Origin of the sequence: Bacillus sp. LJBV19 (assembly GCF_017797845.1) — a bacterium.
GTDB lineage: Bacteria > Bacillota > Bacilli > Bacillales > Bacillaceae > Bacillus > Bacillus velezensis.
Genome location: NZ_CP072563.1, coordinates 767,042 through 788,223, shown reverse-complemented (window position 1 = coordinate 788,223; position 21,182 = coordinate 767,042). Strand labels below are relative to the sequence as shown.

Annotated in this window: 24 protein-coding genes; 9 read left to right on the top strand and 15 right to left on the bottom strand. The window is 47.3% G+C overall.

Annotation, left to right across the window (positions count from 1 at the left end; translation table 11 throughout):
- Window positions 1–12: 12 nt before the first annotated feature.
- The 4 genes from J6600_RS03940 to treP form a co-directional block, all read right to left on the bottom strand.
- A complete protein-coding gene (locus J6600_RS03940; protein WP_003155588.1) occupies window positions 13–678 on the bottom strand; it encodes an NAD(P)H-dependent oxidoreductase in 666 nt (221 codons plus the stop codon).
- Window positions 679–810: 132 nt separating this feature from the next.
- Window positions 811–1,527, bottom strand: coding sequence for a trehalose operon repressor (treR, locus tag J6600_RS03935; protein WP_209387997.1), 717 nt, complete (start codon window positions 1,525–1,527; stop codon window positions 811–813).
- A 21-nt stretch (window positions 1,528–1,548) separates the two neighbouring features.
- Window positions 1,549–3,234, bottom strand: coding sequence for an alpha,alpha-phosphotrehalase (gene treC / locus J6600_RS03930; RefSeq protein ID WP_209387996.1), 1,686 nt, complete (start codon window positions 3,232–3,234; stop codon window positions 1,549–1,551).
- 75 nt (window positions 3,235–3,309) lie between these two features.
- On the bottom strand, window positions 3,310–4,725 hold the full coding sequence (gene treP, locus J6600_RS03925; protein WP_021493878.1) for a PTS system trehalose-specific EIIBC component: 1,416 nt from the start codon (window positions 4,723–4,725) through the stop codon (window positions 3,310–3,312).
- 270 nt (window positions 4,726–4,995) lie between these two features.
- Here treP and J6600_RS03920 point away from each other — a divergent pair, with 270 nt between their 5' ends.
- Genes J6600_RS03920 through J6600_RS03910 form a run of 3 tightly spaced genes read left to right on the top strand, consistent with a single transcriptional unit; the run spans window position 4,996 to window position 5,960 of the window.
- Window positions 4,996–5,256 (top strand): spore germination protein, encoded by a 261-nt coding sequence (locus tag J6600_RS03920; RefSeq protein ID WP_007408496.1) that lies wholly within the window; start codon window positions 4,996–4,998, stop codon window positions 5,254–5,256.
- A 14-nt stretch (window positions 5,257–5,270) separates the two neighbouring features.
- A complete protein-coding gene (locus J6600_RS03915) occupies window positions 5,271–5,513 on the top strand; it encodes a spore germination protein (RefSeq protein WP_003155595.1) in 243 nt (80 codons plus the stop codon).
- A gap of 15 nt (window positions 5,514–5,528) precedes the next feature.
- Window positions 5,529–5,960, top strand: coding sequence for an Hsp20/alpha crystallin family protein (locus J6600_RS03910; RefSeq protein WP_017419105.1), 432 nt, complete (start codon window positions 5,529–5,531; stop codon window positions 5,958–5,960).
- A gap of 9 nt (window positions 5,961–5,969) precedes the next feature.
- Here the strand turns inward: J6600_RS03910 and J6600_RS03905 are convergent, their stop codons facing one another.
- Entirely contained in the window at window positions 5,970–6,347 is a 378-nt protein-coding gene (locus tag J6600_RS03905; protein WP_021493879.1) for a DnaJ family domain-containing protein, read from the bottom strand.
- Between the two features lie 245 nt (window positions 6,348–6,592).
- Between J6600_RS03905 and ltaS the strand changes: the two genes are divergently transcribed.
- Window positions 6,593–8,530, top strand: coding sequence for a lipoteichoic acid synthase (ltaS, locus tag J6600_RS03900; protein WP_014417183.1), 1,938 nt, complete (start codon window positions 6,593–6,595; stop codon window positions 8,528–8,530).
- Window positions 8,531–8,570: 40 nt separating this feature from the next.
- Here the strand turns inward: ltaS and J6600_RS03895 are convergent, their stop codons facing one another.
- Together J6600_RS03895 and nagE are read right to left on the bottom strand one after the other, a co-directional pair.
- Window positions 8,571–9,014 (bottom strand): YfmQ family protein, encoded by a 444-nt coding sequence (locus tag J6600_RS03895; RefSeq protein WP_061861961.1) that lies wholly within the window; start codon window positions 9,012–9,014, stop codon window positions 8,571–8,573.
- Window positions 9,015–9,139: 125 nt separating this feature from the next.
- On the bottom strand, window positions 9,140–10,522 hold the full coding sequence (nagE, locus tag J6600_RS03890; RefSeq protein WP_017419100.1) for an N-acetylglucosamine-specific PTS transporter subunit IIBC: 1,383 nt from the start codon (window positions 10,520–10,522) through the stop codon (window positions 9,140–9,142).
- A gap of 164 nt (window positions 10,523–10,686) precedes the next feature.
- Between nagE and map the strand changes: the two genes are divergently transcribed.
- The 4 genes from map (at window position 10,687) to J6600_RS03870 (ending at window position 12,356) form a co-directional block, all read left to right on the top strand.
- Window positions 10,687–11,436, top strand: coding sequence for a type I methionyl aminopeptidase (gene map, locus J6600_RS03885; protein WP_014417181.1), 750 nt, complete (start codon window positions 10,687–10,689; stop codon window positions 11,434–11,436).
- Window positions 11,437–11,492: 56 nt separating this feature from the next.
- Window positions 11,493–11,804 (top strand): DUF3243 domain-containing protein, encoded by a 312-nt coding sequence (locus J6600_RS03880; protein WP_209387995.1) that lies wholly within the window; start codon window positions 11,493–11,495, stop codon window positions 11,802–11,804.
- 82 nt (window positions 11,805–11,886) lie between these two features.
- A complete protein-coding gene (locus J6600_RS03875) occupies window positions 11,887–12,042 on the top strand; it encodes a hypothetical protein (RefSeq protein ID WP_003155608.1) in 156 nt (51 codons plus the stop codon).
- Between the two features lie 179 nt (window positions 12,043–12,221).
- Entirely contained in the window at window positions 12,222–12,356 is a 135-nt protein-coding gene (locus tag J6600_RS03870) for a YflJ family protein (RefSeq protein WP_003155609.1), read from the top strand.
- Window positions 12,357–12,396: 40 nt separating this feature from the next.
- On the opposite strand, the gene J6600_RS03865 is transcribed toward J6600_RS03870, so the two are convergent.
- Window positions 12,397–13,056 carry an MOSC domain-containing protein gene (locus J6600_RS03865; RefSeq protein WP_061861959.1) on the bottom strand — a complete coding sequence of 220 codons (660 nt, stop codon included), beginning with the start codon at window positions 13,054–13,056 and terminating at the stop codon, window positions 12,397–12,399.
- A 67-nt stretch (window positions 13,057–13,123) separates the two neighbouring features.
- Here J6600_RS03865 and J6600_RS03860 point away from each other — a divergent pair, with 67 nt between their 5' ends.
- On the top strand, window positions 13,124–13,396 hold the full coding sequence (locus J6600_RS03860; protein ID WP_014417178.1) for an acylphosphatase: 273 nt from the start codon (window positions 13,124–13,126) through the stop codon (window positions 13,394–13,396).
- On the opposite strand, the gene nosA is transcribed toward J6600_RS03860, so the two are convergent.
- From nosA to J6600_RS03825, 7 genes are all read right to left on the bottom strand, one after another.
- Window positions 13,390–14,481 carry a nitric oxide synthase gene (gene nosA, locus J6600_RS03855; protein WP_014417177.1) on the bottom strand — a complete coding sequence of 364 codons (1,092 nt, stop codon included), beginning with the start codon at window positions 14,479–14,481 and terminating at the stop codon, window positions 13,390–13,392. The genes J6600_RS03860 and nosA overlap by 7 nt on opposite strands.
- 123 nt (window positions 14,482–14,604) lie before the next feature.
- A complete protein-coding gene (locus tag J6600_RS03850; RefSeq protein WP_014417176.1) occupies window positions 14,605–15,399 on the bottom strand; it encodes an MBL fold metallo-hydrolase in 795 nt (264 codons plus the stop codon).
- Between the two features lie 51 nt (window positions 15,400–15,450).
- Window positions 15,451–16,749, bottom strand: a complete 1,299-nt coding sequence (citM, locus tag J6600_RS03845) for an Mg(2+)/citrate complex secondary transporter CitM (RefSeq protein ID WP_014417175.1) — start codon at window positions 16,747–16,749, stop codon at window positions 15,451–15,453.
- 192 nt (window positions 16,750–16,941) lie between these two features.
- Window positions 16,942–17,904 carry a tripartite tricarboxylate transporter substrate binding protein gene (locus tag J6600_RS03840; RefSeq protein ID WP_012117061.1) on the bottom strand — a complete coding sequence of 321 codons (963 nt, stop codon included), beginning with the start codon at window positions 17,902–17,904 and terminating at the stop codon, window positions 16,942–16,944.
- 12 nt (window positions 17,905–17,916) lie between these two features.
- Window positions 17,917–18,597, bottom strand: coding sequence for a response regulator (locus J6600_RS03835; protein WP_209387994.1), 681 nt, complete (start codon window positions 18,595–18,597; stop codon window positions 17,917–17,919).
- Window positions 18,594–20,198: a sensor histidine kinase gene (locus J6600_RS03830; RefSeq protein ID WP_209387993.1), complete on the bottom strand. Its 1,605-nt coding sequence runs from the start codon at window positions 20,196–20,198 to the stop codon at window positions 18,594–18,596. Before J6600_RS03830 ends, J6600_RS03835 begins: the two co-directional genes overlap by 4 nt.
- A gap of 240 nt (window positions 20,199–20,438) precedes the next feature.
- Window positions 20,439–21,092 (bottom strand): class A sortase, encoded by a 654-nt coding sequence (locus J6600_RS03825; protein ID WP_029974074.1) that lies wholly within the window; start codon window positions 21,090–21,092, stop codon window positions 20,439–20,441.
- Between the last annotated feature and the right edge of the window lie 90 nt (window positions 21,093–21,182).

Below are 21,182 nucleotides of genomic sequence, written 5' to 3'. Positions count from 1 at the left end.
GCTTTTTTTATCTTATACCCACTTTACTACGTCTTTTGAGGCAGATCTTGTTTTCGGGCGCGGTTCTCTGACACGGTAGCCGAATGCGGCCATGACAGAGATGTCGAAACTTCCGTTTTCCAGAAGCCCTTCTTCTTCAAGAATCCGGTGAATTTCTTTGTAGTTGAAGCCTTCTACAGGGCAGGAGTCGATTCCGATCTGCGCAGCGGCTGTCATCATATTGCCGAGGGCGATGTAAGTCTGTTTGGATGCCCAGTCAAACAGCGCGCGATCTGATTCAAGCAGATTGAAATCATTTTTCTGGAAGTCTTCCGTTTTGCTGATATAGCCTTCATACATATCTTCCGGCATTTTTTTGACTTCCCGCAAGTGATTTTTGACATAGTCGGCGTCAAAACGGATATCCTTTGCCGTCCGGGCAAGCAGAAGTACGAAATGACTTGCGGTCGGCAGCTGCTTTTGCGCGCCCCATGTGAACTCGCGGAGTTTTTCACGAAGCTCCGGATTTTGAACGACGACAAATTTCCAAGGCTCCAAACCGAGTGAGCTTGGGGATAATCTTCCCGTTTCTAAAATAAATTCAAAATCGCTTTCTGAAATTTTTTTCTCAGGATCAAATTCCTTTGTGGCGTGTCTGAATTGATACGCTTCGATGATCTGCTGTTTTTTATCTGACATTCATGATCTCTCCTTTTCAATCGTTATGTACTATTGTAGCCATTATTTTTGAAAGTACCAGTACGCACATTTTTGTTGGATAGTATTCATTTTGATACTGACAAAAAAACGGGCTGCCGCGGCAGTCCGTTTTTATTTTTCTCTTCTCGCAAAGTCGACGAAACGGAATTTATCGAGCCTGTGCCGGCTTTCCGTGTACTGAAAGAGGCTGGTATCCTCCAAAAAGACGCGGTTTTTCACGACCGCCATATGGCTGAATCCGCCGAGATCTAAATACTTCCGATCCTCTTCCCCCGCCGGCTCCACGACAATTTCCTTTTGCGCGTAGCTGATGGACAAGCCGAGCTCTCCTTCGAGATACTCATAGATCGAATCTTCACAAATCGCCTTCGTCAATAGAGGCACGTGTTTTTTTACAAAGTAATCCTTGTCCAAAATAATATGTTCTCCGTCAATCCGTCTTGATCTGACGACTTCCCACACCTTTTCATCCGCTTCTGTACCAAGCTCTTTTGCGGCTTCTGAGGGAGGCAGGATCAGCCCGAGACGGTGAACCGCCGTTCTCGTCTCTTTTCCGAGCGTTTTCGAAAGCTCTTTGAAGCTGATCAGGCCTGAGACGGGAAAACGCATTTTTTCTCTGTCTAATATGACGGAGCCTTTGCCTTTGATTTTCTGGATGTAGCCGTTTTGCGCCAGCATATTGAGCGCTTTGCGGACGGTTTCTCGTGATGTGCCGTATTGATCGCACAAATCATTTTCAGACGGAAGAACGTCTTCAGCCTTCCGCTGGCCGCTTTCGATCTGCCGCACCATATCTTTATAGATTGTGATGTATTTATTCACTTTCATTTGACCACCCAGATTAGTGTATCACGCTTTTGTCAGATGATAAACGATCGATTCATACGGACGGAGCGTCAATCGTTCCGGCCGCCCTTCCCTCGGTTCATCATTCGTCAGCAGCACCGTAAACCGCCAGCCGTCCGTGTCTTTAAGCGGAACCGTAAAGTCCGCTTCTTTCCCGTAGAAATTGTTGATGCACAGCAGTTTTTCATCCTTGCCGTGTCTGACGTACGCCAGAACCGCCGGATCGTCTTCAGCAAGCAGCTCAAACGTTCCTTCAGTCACGATGTCATATTCCTTTCTGAGCTTGATGAGCTTCTGATAATGGTAGAAAATTGAATCCGGGTCCCGCAAAGCCGCTTCCGCGTTAATGTCCCAATAATCATCCGCCGCCGGAATCCAAGGCGTTCCCGTCGTGAAACCGCCGTGCGGCCCGCTGTTCCACTGAATGGGGGTTCTTGCATTGTCTCTTGATTTCTCTTTTAAAATGGCGATAATGTCATTTTCGGGCACGCCTTCTTCCTTCATCTTTGTGTAAATGTTCAATGATTCGACATCGCGGTATGAGCCGATGTCATCGAATTTCGGATTGCCCATGCCGATCTCCTCACCTTGATAAATGTAAGGCGTGCCCTGCATCATATGAATGGCCGACGCCAGCATTTTGGCTGATTTCGTCCGGTATACGCCGTCGTCTCCGTATCTGGATACGGCCCGCGGCTGGTCATGGTTGCACCAGAATAATGCATTCCAGCCTCCGCCTTTTTGCATCTCCGTCTGCCAAAACGCTAAAATCCGTTTCAGCTTCAGAAAATCAAACGGAGCGAGCGCCCATTTTTCACCATTCGGATAATCGACTTTTAAATGATGAAAGTTAAAGGTCATATCGAGTTCTTTATTCTCAGGGTTTGTGTACCGGATGCAGTGATCTGCCGTTGTCGAGGACATTTCACCGACCGTCATGCTGTCATATTTCGAAAACACTTCCCGGTTCATCTCATGGAGAAATTCGTGCACGCGCGGCCCGTCCGTATAATAAGGGCGCCCGTCACGCCCATCCTCGGCATCAGGAAACGATTGGTCTTTAGAAATGAGGTTGATCACATCCAGCCGGAAGCCGTCGATCCCTTTTCGGAACCAAAAATGCATCATGTCGTAAACCTGTTTTCTCATCTCTTCATTTTCCCAGTTCAAATCGGCCTGCGACACATCAAATAAATGCAGATAGTGCTGGCCTGACGCCGGGTCGAGCTCCCAAGCGGAACCGCCGAATTTTGATTCCCAGTTGTTCGGCGCCCGGCCGTCTTCCTTTCCGTCTTTCCAAATGTAAAAATCCCGATACGGACTGTCGGGTGACGAGACCGCTTCTTTGAACCACCGATGCTCGACTGATGTATGGTTTACGACAAGATCCATGACGACCTTGATTCCTCTTTTGTGCGCTTCATCGAGAAGCCGTTCAAAATCCTCCATCGTTCCGTATTCTTCATAAATGGTGCAATAATCGCGAATGTCATAACCGTTGTCATTCTGCGGCGAATCGTAAATCGGCGTAAGCCAAATGACATCAATCAAAAGCTTCTGCAAATAATCAAGCTTCTCGATAATACCGTTCAGATCACCGATCCCGTTTCCCGTCGTATCATTAAAGCTCTTCGGATAAATTTGATATACCGCTGCCTTTTTCCACCATGGTGTGCTGTCTGTTTTCATTTTTCTTCACCGCCTGTAATGTTTTGAATTGAAAGGGAAAAGGGACAGCCTGATAGAAGGCGCCCCGCAGGTTTTCTATTTTTGCCGTTTCAGCCGCGCATACCCGTATGTGCCCGCAAACGGGAGAATCAGCACGATCAGCATTCCGATCGCAAACGGACCCCAGTACTGACTCATAATGGAGAAGATCCCCGGCACGCCGCCGACTCCGACCGAGCTTGCAAGAACGCCTTTGACGGAGATGAACATCCCCGCGATTCCCGAACTGATCATGGCGATCACAAACGGAAATTTGTAACGCAGATTCACTCCGAAAATCGCCGGTTCGGTAATGCCCAAATATGCGGAAATGCCGGCCGTCAGTGAAAGCCCCCGCTGTTTTTTATCTTTTGTAATCAGCATCATGGCCAAAGCCGCCGATCCTTGAGCGATATTTGACAATGCGAGCATCGGCCATAAAAATGTGCCGCCGAGCTTTGAGCCGATTAATTGAAGATCGACCGCGAGAAACGTATGGTGCATCCCCGTGATCACAAGCGCCGAATACAGCCCTCCGTACAGCAGGCCTCCGATGGCGGAGAATTGGCCGAAAACGGCAATCAATCCCGCCGTCAGCGCGTTACCGATCGCAAAGGTGATCGGACCGATGATAACAAAGGATAGAAAACCGATGACCAAAAGCGTCACCGGCGCGACGACTAACAGCTGAATGCCCTCCGGCGTCCGTTTCGTCAAAAAGAGCTCAAGCCTGGCAAGTAAATAAGACGCCAGCAGAATCGGGAGCACCTGACCTTGATACCCGACTTTCTGCACCTCAAGGCCGAACAGGTTCCACACCGGAATATCGCCGCTCTGCTCGGCAGCCCCGTAGCCCCATGCGTTTAACAGATCAGGATGCACCAGCATCAGCCCGAGCACGATGCCCAAAAGGGGGCTTCCTCCGAACCGCTTCACTGCCGACCAGCCGATTAAAGCCGGCAGAAAAGCGAAAGCCGTCCCCGCGATCAGATTAATCATATTGGCGAGATCCGCCCATTGCGGATATACTTGGACAATCGATTTGGCGCTGTAGAAAATGCCTTCCGCCGTTAAAATGTTGTTCAGACCCATTAACAGCCCGGCCGTGACGATCGCCGGCAAGATCGGAATAAAGATGTCCGCAAGCGTTTTCACAGCACGCTGTAAAGGATTCATTTTTTGCGCTGCCGCCTTCTTCACGTCATCCTTGGACGCTTCACCCATCCCCGTTTCCTTCACTAATTCCGCATATACTTTGTTGACCGTCCCCTGCCCGATCACGACTTGAAACTGCCCGTTTACCGCAAAAGATCCTTTGACAATGTCTATTGCATCAAGCATTTTTTGGTTTACTTTGGTTTCATCTATTAACGCAAACCGCAAACGCGTCACACAATGAGTCGCCGCCTCAATATTTTCGATTCCGCCGACAGCTTCAGCGATCTGCCGCGCAGCCCGGTTAAACTCACCCATGCCAACCCCTCCGTAACCGTTTTCATTTTGTCTTGCAAACTTGTATATACATGTTTATGACTCTATTGTAATGATGTATATACATGTCGTCAATCTATTTTTATAGCGCTTTCATCACAAATATACTGCGAAAGACCCTGAAACAAAAAAAGCCCCGCCGGAACCGGGCCTTGACTTCTTGTTTTATCGGGAACATGTCCGGGCGGAATTCACAACAGGAGCACAAAAAGCATACAGTACTGTACAACTAAGTTAAAGAGGTGTGAAGAGATGCCATCCACTGTTATCAACCTGTACTATTTGAAGATTAACAGTATTTCTGGCAACGGATCTATTACGATTGGGGAAGCGGCATACAACAGTCCCACCACAAATAACAAATCACAAGGACTGAACTCTTCATTCGGCGATACGTCACCTATAGAATCGATGATGGAGAACTTGTTAAATGATCCTGATGTCAACGACCAGACAGCCATCGGAACCGCAGATACCGCAAATATTACGCCGGTGCCGCCCATTATAGATTAAAGGGGTTTTTATGAATGCCTTACCAAATTAACGTCGTCAATATAAAAGTAAACGGAGCAACGCAAAACGGAAACGTCGATATCGGTCAGACCGTACAAAACAGCCACACCGCCAACAGCAAATTTGTCGGCGCGAACTTTTCTTTAGGGGATTTTTCTCCGGCCGCCGGATGTTTGAATTCGGGCCATCTTGACCCTGACGTGAGCGATCAGGATCAGATCGCCAACCCGTCAATGCCGATCGCAAATCAAATATAGGGAGGTTCTGCCGAAGTGGATATCGAAAAAATGAGAAAGTGGCTTGAGATTACGAACGAGCACAAGCCCAGCGACTTTTGGACCAATGTCCTGAAACGGAAATCTCCCGAAGATTTTTTCTCCTTACAAAAAAACACCCTGACTTATGATATTTATCAGGATGAACAGCACACATTTGTCATTGTGGAAATGCCCGGCGTTTACGAAGAAGAATTGACATTGAGGCTGCTGTCAAGAACACGGCTGCATATAAGAGGAAACATCACACCCCTTTTTCCAAAGAACATGGGCGTCTGCCAAAACCGGTATTACGGAGAAATCGATGAGACGATTGAGCTTCCTGAACCGGCTGAGCCCCGCCTGTTACAGGCGCAGTGCGTAAACGGCCTGCTCCACATTTCCTACCCGCGCCTTATGGAGCACATTCCTTTTCAGAAAAAAATCTAAAGAGCCGGCTTACGGGCGGCCCAGCCGTCTGTACACTTTCTCCTTATAATGAGAAGATGCGGGTTTTGAGAACATGGCTTTCTCCTCCGTCAGTTTATCGAGTCTGACTTGTTTTTCCGTCCGTTTGTTCTGCAGGTGATCCCGCTCCTGTTCATTGCGGCACTTGGCGATCAAATAATCGAGCGTCATCAGCTCTTTCTTCAGCGCGCCCTCATCCTCGGCGATCCCGGCGTTTTTTAATATGCGGTAGCCCATTCTGAGCGATTCCGGAAGATGTGCGGCATCGTCTTTGGGCAGGGGCTTTCCCATTCCTTTGATGCCGGCGAACTCTCCATCCTTAATGGCGCGCTTGATTTTATCTTCAGCCACGATATGGGCAATATCCATCACTGTTCACCTCTTTTTTCAATAGAACCGGGTGTGATCATGCGGAAACACAAATCCCAGTTTGTGCCATTTGTGTTTTTTAAAGCTGTCATTCAACAGATCAACCCCCGTTGCGACAGCGTTTTTCGCCCTTTTTCCGATGAGCCTTTTCCACCTTTTCTATTTGCTGGTTTCATGGTATATTGATTACGTTCGTTTTTTCTATCGTTCCGTGTAAACCGTGATCGGAAAAAAGGAGTGTAACAATGAAAACATTTATAAAAGAAAGAGGACTTGCCTTCTTCTTGATAGCGGTCGTGTTATTGTGGGTGAAAACATATGTCGCTTATATTTTAAACTTTAACCTCGGCATAGACAACACGATCCAGAAAATATTGCTTTTTGTGAATCCGCTGAGCTCCAGCTTGTTCTTTCTTGGATTTGGGCTTCTTTTCAAGAAAAAATTACAGCAGACAGCCATTATTGTGATTCATTTTTTATTGTCTTTTTTGCTTTTTGCAAACATCGTCTATTATAGATTCTTTAATGATTTCATTACCATCCCGGTCATGATGCAGGCAAAGACAAACGGCGGCCAGCTCGGAGACAGCGCGTTCTCGTTAATGAGATGGACAGACGCCTTCTACTTCCTGGATACCGTCATTTTGATTATTTTGGCCCTTAAGATGAAAAAAACGGCTGAAAAACCGGCGAAGAAATCATTCAGAATCGTTTTGGCTTCCGCCGTGCTTGTGTTCCTGATCAACCTCGCCGTCGCGGAATCCGATCGTCCTGAGCTTTTGACACGCTCATTTGACCGAAACTATCTGGTGAAATACTTGGGCACGTACAACTTTACGATTTACGATGCCGTGCAGAATGTGAAATCAAACAGCCAGCGCGCGCTTGCCGATTCAAGCGATGTAACGGATGTGGAAAACTATATGAAGGCCAACTATGACGTGCCGAACAACGTCTACTTCGGAAAAGCCGAAGGAAAAAACGTCATCTACGTCTCATTAGAGTCTCTGCAATCCTTTATCATTGACTATAAAATTAACGGCAAGGAAGTGACGCCGTTTTTAAACAAACTGGCGCACGATAATCAAACATTCTACTTTGATAACTTTTTCCACCAAACGGGACAAGGTAAAACATCTGATGCGGAATTTATGATGGAGAACTCTCTGTACCCGCTTTCGCAAGGTTCGGTTTTCGTCAATAAAGCGCAAAACACGCTGCAGTCCGTTCCTGCGATCTTAAAAGGCAAAAAGTACACGTCTGCCGCTTTCCACGGAAATACGCAGACTTTCTGGAACCGTAACGAAATGTACAAAGCGGAAGGCATCGATAAGTTTTTCGATTCCGCTTATTATGACATGAGCGAAGAAAACACGAAAAACTACGGCATGAAAGACAAACCGTATTTCAAAGAATCCATGCCGCTCTTAAAGAGCCTGCCGCAGCCGTTCTATACGAAGTTCATTACGCTGTCCAACCACTTCCCGTTCGGAATGGATAAAGAAGACACGGACTTCCCGGCGGGAGACTTTGGCGATTCAGTCGTCAATAATTACTTCCAGTCCGCGAACTATCTGGATGAATCAATCGAACAGTTCTTTAATGACCTGAAAAAAGACGGCCTGTACGATAAGTCGATTATCGTGATGTACGGAGACCACTACGGCATCTCCGAAAACCATAATAAAGCGATGGCGAAAGTGCTCGGCAAAGATGAGATCACTGAATACGACAATGCCCAGCTTCAGCGGGTGCCGCTCTTTATCCACGCTCCCGGCGTGAAAGGCGGCCGCAATCATAAATTTGCCGGTGAAGTCGATGTTGCGCCGACCGTTCTTCATCTGCTCGGCGTCGATACGAAAGATTATCTCATGTCAGGTTCAGATATCTTATCGAAAGAGCACAGAGAAGTCATTCCGTTCCGTAACGGAGACTTCATCTCACCGAACTATACGAAAGTGTCCGGCAAGTATTACGATACGAAAACCGGAAGACTTTTAGATGATTCAGAAGTCGACAAAAAAGAAGACTCTCTCGTCAAGACTGAGCTTGAAATGTCTGATAAGATCATCAACGGCGATCTGCTTCGTTTCTATCAGCCGAAAGGCTTTAAGAAAGTGGACCCTTCACAATTCGATTATACGAAGCGTGAAGATTCCTCAGCAGATGATCAAAAAGAATAAACAAAAGCCAGATCATATCAATGATCTGGCTTTTTTATGTTCAGCTCCCGGCGGCGGCCATAGAGCGCTTTTGCAGGCTGTCGGAAAGAACTGAATAAGCGACGACTTTCTTTTTCTGCTGTTTGACGACATCTACATGATCTTCGTAGCTGTATACAAACACCGTCACATCTTTTTTTCCTTTTCTCGTCTTAATGACAAGCGGATCGGCTCCGTTTTGCGGATGAAGATAACGCTCTTCATCCCCTGGGTATATATAATGCCGTTCGATAAACACGGCTTCGTTAAAATCATCAATCACCCGGCGTTTGTCTTCGCCTTCCAGACGTTTTCCGCCGAGGGAAACGGCAGCGGACGCGTCACTGAGCTTTGAATGGGTTTCAAACTTGCGGAGAATCCATTCCACCGCTCCGGTAGGAAGGCATGTCAGCAAAATCTTAATCAGGCTTATGACAACAATTGAAACAACTGCAATCCATGTCACCTTACATCATCTCCATACTTGTTCTACATGAATCTTAACATAGAAGAAAACGTTGTTTTTTGTACATTATGTGAAACTTGTTATATGTTCAAAAAAATCCGGATCACATAGGTGATCCGGATTTTTCAAGTCTGCTTCTGGTCGTCACGGCTGACGGCTTCTCTCAGCTCTTCCGCGACAAATTCGACGTTCGGCCCGATAATGACCTGCGCCGTTTTATTCCCCGTTTTGATAACCCCTTTTGCTCCCGCTTTTTTAAGCGCCGCCTCATTAATGAGAGACGTATCCTGCACGGTCAGCCTGAGGCGGGTCGCACAGTGATCAATCGTTTCGAGGTTTTGCCTGCCGCCGAGCCCCTTGAGCATGGCATGTTCTTCGACGGAACCGGCCGTATCTTCACTAAGCACTTCTTCCTCTTCCTCATCATCTTCCCGTCCCGGCGTTTTCAAGTTTAACGTTTTGATGAGCATATAGAATACGACAAAATAGATCACCGCATAACAAAGCCCGACAACGAGCAGCAAAAGCGGTTTTTCGGCAATGCCGTAGCTGAGGAGATAATCGATCGCCCCCGCCGAGAATGAAAAACCTGACCTGATTCCGAGAACATTTACGATAAATAAAGAGAACCCGGTTAATATAGCATGAACCCCGTACAAAAGCGGTGATAAAAACATAAATGCAAATTCAATCGGCTCTGTAATTCCGGTAATAAATGCCGTCAGCGCGAGACCGATCATCATTCCGGCCGTCGCTTTGCGCTTACTTGGCTTAGCCGCGGCAATCATTGCCAGACATGCGGCCGGAAGCCCGAACATCATAATCGGGAAGAATCCCGTCATATAAGTTCCCGCCGTCGGATCCTTCGCAAAGAAGCGGGCCAGATCTCCCGTTTTTCCGTGAAAATCGCCAAACTGGAACCAAAAAATATTATTCAGCACATGATGAAGACCGAATGGAATCAAAAGCCGGTTAAAAATCCCGTAAATCCCGGCGCCGATCCCGCCAAGCCCGATCATCCATTCCCCGAAGGATGTAATCACCGACTGAATCGGCGGCCACACAAATCCGAAGATCCCCGCCAAAATAATGGTAATCAGCGCCGTTACAATCGGAACGAGCCTGCGCCCGCTGAAAAATCCGAGATATTCGGGCAGCTTCGTATCCTTAAAGCGATTATACGTGTATCCCGCAATTAACCCCGCGATAATCCCTCCGAAAACGGCCATATTATTTGTCGAATTGATTGATTTTACAGCCGCGTCCAGCATGATATAAGAAATTGCTCCCGACAGAGCGGCGGCCCCGTTGCTGTCTTTGGAAATCCCGATCGCGATTCCGATCGCGAAAATCAGCGGCAGATGATCAAATACCGCGGTCCCCGCCGCGTAAATGAACGGAATATTTAATAAGTCCTCTCTGCCGATGGCCAAAATAATACCAACGGCGGGCAGAACGGCAATCGGAAGCATAAATGATTTTCCGAGTTTTTGCAAAAATTGAAGCATTTTACCCATCCCCCTTCTTTTTTCTTAAATATACCACATAAGTTATCTAGTGATCTATACCAATTTTCCTTCATTTATTCACATAAGGCTTGTTGGTTTTCTATTTATAAACCAGTTGTGGTAAGCTTGAATCAGATGATTAAAAATAGAAAGCGGGAATGACAATGATTGTAACGAACGATCAAGAATTAGAAGGCCTTAAAAAAATCGGCAGAATCGTCGCGCTGGCGCGTGAAGAAATGAAGAAAAAAGCCGAGCCCGGCATGAGCACGAAAGATCTTGACCTGATCGGAAAGGCTGTGCTTGACGAGCACGGAGCCGCTTCCGCTCCGGAGAAGGAATACGATTTCCCGGGCGTGACATGCATCAGCGTAAATGACGAAGTCGCTCACGGCATTCCGAGCGCCTCTAAAATCTTAAAAGCCGGAGATCTTGTAAATATCGATATTTCGGCGGAGTTCGGCGGTTTTTATTCCGATACGGGCATTTCATTTGTGCTCGGAGAAGGCGATGAACGTCTGCAAAAGCTTTGTAACTGCGCAGCATCCGCATTTCAGAAAGGATTGGATCAGGCAAAAGCCGGCAAACGCCAAAACCAGATCGGCAGAGCCGTCTACCATGAAGCCCGCTCCAACGGATTTACCGTCATTAAAACGCTGACGGGCCACGGAATCGGCAGAAACCTCCATGAAGCGCCGAACCACATCATGAATTACTACGATCCGTTTGATAACGCGCTTCTTAAAAACGGAACCGTGATCGCGCTTGAGCCGTTTATTTCCACGAAAGCGGAAACGATTGTTGAAACGGGAGACGGCTGGACGTATAAAACGCCGGATAAAAGCCTTGTCGCCCAAGTGGAACACACCATCGTGATCACAAAAGACAAACCGATTATTTTAACTGCACTGTAATGTTTCATCTCCCTCCCAAACAGGTATACAACAACTAACCCGAAGGAGGGAGACGCATGAAAAAAGATAAAGAAAAAATCAAAATCGAAAACGAAATACACGCCATGCACGGCGTAACGAAACAGCAGATTTTAGAGGATTTCGAGGAATTTAAGGCGTACCTTCATCAGAAAATTTCCGCCGGAAAAAAACTGGGTCTGGATGACAGCAAAATCATCAAAAGCACCGCCATCCTCGGGGACTATCTCGCCAAACACGAGGAGCCCCGCAATGCGGAAGAAAAACTCTTACAAGAACTGTGGGACATTGCGGATGACAATGAAAAACAGCATTTGGCCCAGCTTCTCGTCAAACTTGCCGGACACTGATACAGTGCCCGGCTTTTTTATGCCCCGTTATAAGAGTTGTGCTACACTGGACTTATGTCTGTGAAAGGAGCCATTTTTCAACATGTGGTTTATTATCTTCGGGTTTATTTTCTTTATTGAAAGCATCATTCTCACCGTTTACGGAGTGAAGAAAAAGAAGGGGATGCTGATTTATTTCGGCGTCGTTTTCGGAATCATGACACTCGGAACGGTGCTGTTAAAATTAACCGGCCATTAAGCATGAAAAGACCGCCCTTTACATATATATGTAAGAAAGCTTTACATCTCTGAATCGAAAGTCTCAGTTTTTGTGTTATCCCTTTTCAGCGTCTTTTTATAGATGTTACAATGCCAAAAGTTTGGCAAAAACTGAAGAAACTCTCCCCAGCGGGAGAACGGAGAAAGGAGTTTTCTGACATGCATTATGGCAGTAAAGGCTGGTATGTAGAAGAGTTAAAGAAAAAAGGAATTACCCACTATGAAGGAAGAAAGCTTCAAAGCTTCAAAAAGTACTTCCTTGCCAATCTGCTGGAAACAAAGAAACAAGCATAACGTAAATCAGCCGTGCTGTCAGTGCAGCACGGCTTTTTTTCTATTCATTAGTGAGCCTGTCCCTTTTTTTAAGGAAGGACTCCCTCCAGCTTTCTGACAGCGCTTCTTCCCGCAGTATTTCTTCAATCGCTGACAGATTGCCGGAATCACGGTATTTCACTTCATTCGCATACCAGACGGAAATGCTTTCTTTGCCTCTCGACAGACGCTTGAGGACGGGACGCGGATCGACATATCCTTCTTCAAGCACCCTGAAATAAAAGCCGGTAAATCCCGTCTGCTGTACACGGAGCACCATATCTTTGATGCCATATTTGAGCGCGAGTTTGACGCAGGGCTGGCGCGGCTGGCTTACTTGAACGACGGCTTCCCCCAGCTGAAAGACGTCTCCGATCCATACGTCTTGTTCGGCCAGTCCTTTGACCGTTACATTCTCTCCGAACGCGGCGGCGGGAAGTTTTCTCGCGAGCGTTGTTTCCCAATATGAATAATGCTCGGCGGGATACACGCACACCGCTTTATCGGGGCCTCCGTGATTCTTCAGATCAGCCTGCCCGTCCCCGTCAAAATGGGTTTTATACAGCATGACGGGAGAATCTGCGGGCCGCTTTATGATGCCGGAATTGATTTGTCTGCCGGCAAATTCATGAATTGCGGGCTTTCCGAGATTGATAGATAAGACAGAATAGTCTTGCGTCACCTCGTTCACATCCTTTGCGAAATCTCATATCTTTCCTTTATCATAGTAAGAAAAAGGTGGTTTTTCCATGCTTCAATATCATATGATGGCAGACGGCCGGGTTCAGGGCGTAGGTTTTCGCTACTTCGTCCAGATGGAAGCCGACAGACATAAGATAGCCGGCTGGGTAAAAAACCGTGATGACGGCCGGGTGGAAATCCTTGCCGAAGGCCCTGAAGAGTCGTTAAAACAATTTGCCGAAGCAGTCAGAAAAGGCAGCCCCTTCTCAAATGTCACAGGCGTAACCATCGAAGAATCACACCGTCTGAAAGGATACCGCACTTTTTCCATCAGTTACTGATAAGGCTTGTCCTGATAATAATAATTCGGCTTCACAATCGTATTGTCATATGATTTATGGAAAATGTGGGTGGAAGCCGGCGAGATCGGCGGAATCAGCCAAGTCCAGTCGCCCGTCAGCTTTCTGCCCGCGTCTTGTTCCTGTTCTTCAAAGCGTTTAAATTGATTCGCCGCCGTATGGTGATCGACAATGCTGACACCGTGTTTTTTGTATGAATAGAGCACTGCCTTATTCAGTTCCACCAGCACCTGATCTTTCCACAGGTCGGTATTCAGGCTGGCGGAAATCCCCATGACCGCAGCGGCTTTTTTGAGCATATCATACCGTTTTTCGTCTGCAAGGTTCCTTGCGCCGATTTCGGTTCCCATATACCATCCGTTAAAAGGCGCCGCGTTGTACGACAGTCCGCCGATTTCAAGCCTCATATCGGCGATAATCGGAACCCCGTACCATCTGAGATTTAAATCGGCAAACTCTTCAATATCCGGATGGGTGATCGGCACTTCTTTCACGAGCGCCTGAGGCAGGTCATACCAGACCGGCTGCCCGTCCCCTTTCATCCGAAAAAGCAGCGGCAGAATATCAAAATCGGTCCGCTTCCCGCGCCAGCCGAGTTTTTCGCAGACAGCCGTCAGCTCATATGATGCCGGATCACCGACTCTTCCTTTTTCAGTCTCATATCCCGCATAGCGGATGAGCTGGTGATTCCAGATCTCCACTTGTTTCTCCCCATTCTGCTCAGGAGGGAAAATCGTAATTGTCGGTTTAATTTTTCCGCCGTTCGTGGCGATTTCAATATGTTCAAATAATGCGTCGCGCACCTCTTCTTTCGTGTTCACACCGCGCCGGTCAATGACGTTCAGCGATTGCCAGAACAGACGCCCGATACAGCGGTTGCTGTTGCGCCACGCCATTTTCGCCCCGTGTTCAAGCTCTTCCGCCGTATGGACGTAACTTCCCGTCCGCTCTATCTCATCTTTTATCGCGTGTAGTCGCGCGTTGATTTGCGATTCCATTCCGAGTTCCTGATAGCAGACATCAATAAAATCCTTCGCCTCATCCCAAAGTATTTCCGTATGTTTCAAAAAACTCTCTCCTTCAATTTACATCTGTTTCCCATTGTATCGTTTTTAGGAGTGAACACAATGGTTTTTTTGTATCATACTGGAAACTGCAAAGAAAAAACACCTGTGATTTTCGCAGGTGTTTTACAAAACGGAATGCAATTTTTCAGCCAGTGTAAGCAAATCCTCACGGTAGTTTTTTCCCGTCATAGGAATTCCGTGACCCGTCAAAAGCGCTTCCGGCTCCAGTTCGGCCAGTTTCTGAACGGATGCGGCCGCCGTCTGCGTATCCGCTGTAAAATAGGCGGGCGGCCCGTGAAGCTCTTGCTTTTGAATGACAACGTCCGCAAGCGATTCCTGTTCAACAGTGATCACGGCATCACCGGCAAGCAGAACGCGGTCTTTATCCCGGAATAATGAAATATGGCCGGGTGTGTGGCCGGGCGTATGCACCCATTTCCATTCTTCAAGAAACGGAACGGTACCGTCTGAAGGCAGTGCCTGAACGGACGGAATGCGGATCGTATGGCGCGGAAACAGCGGTGACAGCTTTGCGACAAGCCCTTTTTTCGCATCGGGCCTGGCAGGCGGATAATCCGCTTTCCCCGTGACGTACGGGAGCTCCTTTTCATGAATGTAAACCGGCACATTCCAAAGCTCAAGCAGCTCTTCAATCGCACCGACATGATCAAAATGGCCGTGTGTCAAAATGACCGCCTTCAGCTGATACCCCTCTTTGAATCGGCGTTTCATTTCTTCTGTTATCATCTCCGCCGATTGCGGCATTCCCGCGTCAACCAGAATGATTTCCCGCGGAGCTGAGGGATTTTCGATAAAATAAACATTCGCAATCTGCACGGTCAGTCCGTAAACGCCGTCCGCCGCTTTAAAACCGGCACCGCTTCTCACTGAAAAAAGCGGCATAAACGGATCACTCATCATGGCACCTCCTCTGATGCCTTTAGTGTGCGACGAACCGGGTGTTTCATGTTAAAAAATCGTGATTGCGCCGATGATGAGCGCAAAGGCCGTCATGACGATAACGGCAAGAACCGCCCATTTCATCGCAAATTTCTGGTGTTCATCAATGGTGACCCCGGCAAGCCCGACTAATAAATGCGTCGACGGCACGAGCGGGCTTAACATATGAATCGGCTGGCCGATAATCGAAGCGCGGGCGATTTCCACCTTATCTACACCGTACGCCACGGCGGTCTCGGATAAAATGGGCAGCACGCCGTAAAAATAGGCGTCATTAGGCATCAGAAACGTAAAGATACCGCTCGTTAAGGCAACAATCGCCGGAATAAATCCCCCCATCTGTTCCGGAATAAGCGATACGAGGGAAATGGCCATCTCATCGACCATCTTCGTCCCCGTTAGAATTCCGGTAAACACGCCTGCGGCAAAAATCATCGAACCGATCGCAAGCACATTGCTCGAATGGGCTGAAATACGCTCCCTTTGATCGTTAAGCTTCGGATAGTTGACAATCAGCGCGATACAAAACGCAATGATGAACAGCACGGTTAAATTCACTTTTCCTGACACTAAAAATCCCACTAAAGAAAGCGTTAACATTAAATTGAACCACCACAGTTTCGGCCGCTTCCATTCATCTTCCGCAGCCGCAGCCGTTTCATTTGTATGGGACGGCTGCTTTAATTCGATCACCCCGAGCCGTTTCCTTTCCATCCTTCCGAGTACATAAGCGACCACAATCATACACACCATTCCGCTCGCAATGACAGGCAGCATCGGCCCCGTCAGCTCTGCCGGGTCAACGCCGAGCGCACTCGCCGCACGCGGCGTCGCGCCGCCCCATGGTATCGTGTTCATGATACCCATGCCGACACCGGCGATTCCCGCTAAAATAATCGGACGGATTCCGAGCATGATATACAAAGGCAGCATTGCGCTTGTCGTAATCATATACGTCGTCGAGCCGTCTCCGTCCAGTGCGACAAGCATGGTCAAAACGGCTGTTCCGACTACAATTTTGAGCGGATCGCCTTTAACCAGCTTTAAAATACGCGACACCATCGGATCAAATAAACCGGTATCAATCATAATGCCGAAATAAAGAATCGCAAACATAATCATGACTGCGATCGGCGCCACCTGTTCAATACCGGAGATCATCATCTCGCCGACCCGGTTAAAAGAAAACCCGGCAAACAGCGCAAACACGATCGGCGTTAATACGAGCGCCGTTAACACTGAAAGCCGTTTTGTCATAATCAGCACCATAAAAACAAGCATCATAAGAAAGCCTAAGATTGCTAACACAGTATGTCCCCCTTATCATGAATACGCTTACATTTTAAAGGCCCGATCCCCTTTATCCGCCTTTTTGCTATCTTATGAGAATTGGATATTGAAGTAAATATTTTGGATTTTAAAGATTTTTAATTTTTTATAACCTTTTCGTTCATTTTGTTCATTTATAAATAAAAAGCCTCCCGCAAATATGCGGAAGGCTTATTTTTCGCTGCTCATCATCTCTTTATAAAACTCGGTCTGCTCTTCTAAAAAGCGTTTTGCGCCGCTGCTGTTTTTATAAAAGCTCTCCCAATCCCGTTTTTTCAGCATTTGCTTCCACTCCGCGGATGAGGTAATCTGTTTCAAAGCCTGATCCCAATAGGCGATCTCGCCTTCGGTCATGTCTTTCGGCCCCATGATGCCTCTCCAGTGCGCAAAGACAAACGGCACCCCCTGCTCTTTCCATGTCGGCACATCGCTGAAGCCGGAGAGCCTTTTGTCCGACGTAACGGCCGCCAATGTGATTTTCCCTTTCCGATAGGCGTCTCTCGCTTCTGAAATGGTCATTGAGGCGGCGTCTATCTCGTGGCTGATAAGAGCTTCAATGACTTCATTGCTGCTCCCGTATTGAAAAAAGCGGATATCAAACGGAGAAATTCCGGCCATTTCCGCCGCTCTCGCAAAGGAGAGCTGGTCATCATTTCCGAGGCCGGGCGCAAATCCGATTTTTATGCCGCCCGGATGTGCTTTAATATCGCCGAGCAGCCGCTTTCCGCTTTTTATCTTTGAATCCTTCGGAAGAGCGACGGTCTGCCACTCTTTTGCGATAATGGCCAAAGGCGTAAAATCAGCTGCCTTCAGCCGGCTTTGTCCCAAAATTTCATTGCTTAACAGCAGGCTTGAATTCATACTGATGACATCCGTTTTTCGTTCGTTTACATATTTCCAGCCGCTGTCTCCGCCTCCGCCGGGTTTATAGACGATCTTTACGGGCCGGCCTAATATTTGCTTCCGCTCTATTACCGATTGCAACGCTTTTGCCGTTACGTCCCAGCCCCCTTGAGGCGCCGCCGGGACGACAATTTCAACCGGCCCTTCAGCTGAACGGATGCCCGCCATCTGCCGTCCGTCAAAAGAAACCAGCGCCGCCAGCATGACAAGAAGCACTCCCAACCGCTTCATTTCTCCCATCCCTTATTCATGTGCTAAATAATATTTCCGTTCCGGCCTGCCGATAATGCCGTACTCTAATTCAGCGAGCGCTTCTTCCCGAGAAACGAGAAACTCGGCGTAGCGCCGCGCCGTTGTTCTGGAGGCGCCCATTTTTTCGCCCAGTTCTTCAGCCGTCATCCCTTTTTGAGCTGCCCTGAGCGCGTTTTTGATTTTTTGAAGTGTAATCGAATTAATCCCGGTCGGCAGATCATTGTGCTGTTTTTGTTCTTTCTGACCGCTTCCGAAAAACATGTCGATAACGGACTGGCTCAGCTCCGGCTGTGAGCGCAGCCATTCTCTTTTTTCACGGTACTGCAAAAGCACTTCTGTAAATTTATGTGCCGACACCGGCTTTATGACATAGTGAGAAACGCCTGATCTGAGCGCTTCCTGCAGCAGTCTTGTTTCGGCAGAAGCTGTAATAATGATGATATCAACGGAAGGAAAACGGCCGCGGATAAGGGGAAGCAGATCTGTCCCCAGCTCATCCGGCATATAAATATCCAAAAGCAGCAGATCAGGCTGCCGTTTCTCAAGCAGCGATATGGTGTCTTTGGCATTGATTGCTTTGCCGATGACATTGAATCCATCTAGATGTTCGATAAATTTTTCGTGAATTTGCGCTATTCGAAAGTCGTCCTCTGCAATCGCGATGTTAATCACACCGATTCCCCCTTTGACCTTTCTTTCGGTATAAACACCGTAAATACGGCACCGCCGCTCTTTTGCTGCGATATCTCTATCGATCCCTGCAATTCACTGACGGCTTCTTTCAGATTGGCTAAGCCGTATCCTCTCCTCGTCCCCTTTGAAGAGTAGCCCTTCTCAAATATGGTTTCTGTTTTTTCCTGAGGCACGCCGTCTCCTGAATCCGCCACTTCGATGACAATATCTCTGCCGATATCGGTCATAAAAAAGGCGACCTCTTTTTTCTCTTTTTCGGCGACAGCTTCGAAAGCGTTATCAATAAGATTTCCGATGATCGTAATGAGCTGGGATGAGCCCACATGCTCCGGCAGCGATTCTAAAAAGCTGTTTTCATCTATTGAAAGCTTCACTTTCTTCTCAGACGCCTTTCCCATTTTTCCTAATAGTATGGCCTGAACCCGCTGTGAATGAATGTTTTGAAAGAGGATTTCGTGCTGTTCATTCTGGATGGCGTACTCTTCTTTTATCAGTTCAATGGCTTCATTATATTCTCCCAGCTCTAACAGACCGAGGATCGCGTAAAGCTTATTCGAGAATTCATGCGTTTGCGCCCGAAGATCCTCCGAGTATTTTTTCATTTCAGTCAGCTTGTTAATGAGTTTCTTGAGCTCCGTTTTTTCGCGGAAGCTGATCACCGCTCCGTATACTTGTCCGGTCTGCTTCATTTCTTTCACGTTTAAGATAAACACTTTATCTCCGGCATGCACCTCCACGTTCGGCGGTAATTCTCCCCCTGCCAAAACCGGCATAAGATTTGCGCCCGGCATGATTTCTTTTATATGCCTTCCGATCATCGGTTCCGGAAGATTCAGCATATCAGCCGCAGATAAATTCATCATGGTTACCGCGCCTTCTTTGTTTACGGCGATAATCCCTTCTTTCATCGCAAGGAGCATCGCATTGCGCTCCCGGTACAGCGCTGCAATTTCATGCGGTTCAAGGCCGAGTGTATCTTTACGGATGCTTTTTGCGAGCGCCGCCGCTCCCCCGATGCCGATAAGAAACACCAAACATGCAAAATAGCCTAAATGCCGCAGATGCGCTTTCATATCTTTTTCTATCTCATCTTGTAAAAACTCGACTGTCACCGTTCCGACAACTTCGTTATGATTTTTTTCCTCCAGAATAACCGGGGCGCTTCCCCGGACGGCCGTCATTCCGTCGGAAACCGGAGACCCGCCGAACATGACGGTTTTGTTTTGCAGATTTTGATTTTCTTTCGGAATGCTGCTGCGGGCCGAATGAAATGCAACATGCCCTTTTTGATCAGTAATGTAGACGGCGTGCGCGCCTGCCTGTTCTTTCATTTGTTCAATGACGTCTAACTTTGTAAAAGCTTCTTGATCCGCAAGCCGGAATGCCTCTTTTACAGGAGGCATGTATGAAATGGTTTTTGCCGTTTGCACCGCCAGCTGTTCAGCCTGCTTCTGGCCTTCCTTTAATTGCTGAAAGGCAAATATAACAGTGAGCGTTCCGATGACAAGTATTAATAAAGCCGTGATTAATCCGGCGATTTTCATTTGCAGAGAGACATAAAACCGCTTCGCTTCCAACACAGCACCAGCCGTCCTTTCCTCCTAAAATCATACCACTTTTTAAATCTTTGTTTCTCATTTTTGAGAATTTTCGTGATCTTTTTCTCTTGTCATTTCTTTCAAAAAGTGCAGTCTGGTATAATTTTCCTCAAGAGAGATAAGAAGGATGAACTTTTTATAATCGCTGCGCAAAAAAGACTGACAGAAGCCAGTCTCGGGATGTTTAACAACGGACGTATATTCAGTTGACAAAGTGTTTCTCTATGATGGCCGAGATACATTTGAATGACCGGAAATATCAATCAATTTTCCTTTGACGGCCAGGCGCCCTTCGGTTCTTACCGCTTTGTCGCATGTGATTAATGTAATCTCTTTATCTTTTGTCTCCTGAATTGTGTTTGCTTCTATTTCTGAAATCATGGTTTTTGATGTTACAGAATAAATATAGTCTTTTCTAAAGTCGGTCATCACGATTTGCGCGCCTTTTTTTATGTGTAAAAGAGGGCCGAACAATAGGTTCTTCTGCTTCAGATGGTGGCCTGCCAACGGGTAGTTTCCCTCGCCCATTTTCTGATCCGGACGCATAGTTGCCGCGCCGATCAGCAGGTTTTCATTGGTTGTGCCTTTTAAAATCGGAAGGTCTAAATCGATGCTGCTGATGGTTATCCGTCCGATTATCGGTTTCGGTTTGCGATTAAAACTTGACTGAACTGTTTCACTGAAACCGGGCGGATGAATGGATTCAAAATCATAGTCCGCTTTTTTCATGTTATTTTTCCGCGCTTGTTCTGCGGTCAATTCCGTTTCAATTTGGCTTTTACTGAGGTACGCGATCAAACAGCCTTTCATGAGAGGAGAGGAAATGAGAAGCAGCCCGGACAAAATAAGAACGGCAATGATCATTTTTTTAACCATGAAGAAAATTCCTTTCTTGTACGCCATGCGGTGAGTATTTGGTGAGAAATGATCTCTTTTAAAAAAAGCACCTGATCGATTCTTACATGA

Coding starts and splice junctions, on each gene's coding strand:
- J6600_RS03940 (WP_003155588.1), bottom strand. CDS start 678: ATGTCAGATAAAAAACAGCAGATCATCGAAGCGTATCAATTCAGACAC.
- treR (WP_209387997.1), bottom strand. CDS start 1,527: ATGAAAGTGAATAAATACATCACAATCTATAAAGATATGGTGCGGCAG.
- treC (WP_209387996.1), bottom strand. CDS start 3,234: ATGAAAACAGACAGCACACCATGGTGGAAAAAGGCAGCGGTATATCAA.
- treP (WP_021493878.1), bottom strand. CDS start 4,725: ATGGGTGAGTTTAACCGGGCTGCGCGGCAGATCGCTGAAGCTGTCGGC.
- J6600_RS03920 (WP_007408496.1), top strand. CDS start 4,996: ATGCCATCCACTGTTATCAACCTGTACTATTTGAAGATTAACAGTATT.
- J6600_RS03915 (WP_003155595.1), top strand. CDS start 5,271: ATGCCTTACCAAATTAACGTCGTCAATATAAAAGTAAACGGAGCAACG.
- J6600_RS03905 (WP_021493879.1), bottom strand. CDS start 6,347: ATGGATATTGCCCATATCGTGGCTGAAGATAAAATCAAGCGCGCCATT.
- ltaS (WP_014417183.1), top strand. CDS start 6,593: ATGAAAACATTTATAAAAGAAAGAGGACTTGCCTTCTTCTTGATAGCG.
- nagE (WP_017419100.1), bottom strand. CDS start 10,522: ATGCTTCAATTTTTGCAAAAACTCGGAAAATCATTTATGCTTCCGATT.
- map (WP_014417181.1), top strand. CDS start 10,687: ATGATTGTAACGAACGATCAAGAATTAGAAGGCCTTAAAAAAATCGGC.
- J6600_RS03880 (WP_209387995.1), top strand. CDS start 11,493: ATGAAAAAAGATAAAGAAAAAATCAAAATCGAAAACGAAATACACGCC.
- J6600_RS03875 (WP_003155608.1), top strand. CDS start 11,887: ATGTGGTTTATTATCTTCGGGTTTATTTTCTTTATTGAAAGCATCATT.
- J6600_RS03870 (WP_003155609.1), top strand. CDS start 12,222: ATGCATTATGGCAGTAAAGGCTGGTATGTAGAAGAGTTAAAGAAAAAA.
- J6600_RS03860 (WP_014417178.1), top strand. CDS start 13,124: ATGCTTCAATATCATATGATGGCAGACGGCCGGGTTCAGGGCGTAGGT.
- J6600_RS03850 (WP_014417176.1), bottom strand. CDS start 15,399: ATGAGTGATCCGTTTATGCCGCTTTTTTCAGTGAGAAGCGGTGCCGGT.
- J6600_RS03840 (WP_012117061.1), bottom strand. CDS start 17,904: ATGAAGCGGTTGGGAGTGCTTCTTGTCATGCTGGCGGCGCTGGTTTCT.
- J6600_RS03825 (WP_029974074.1), bottom strand. CDS start 21,092: ATGGTTAAAAAAATGATCATTGCCGTTCTTATTTTGTCCGGGCTGCTT.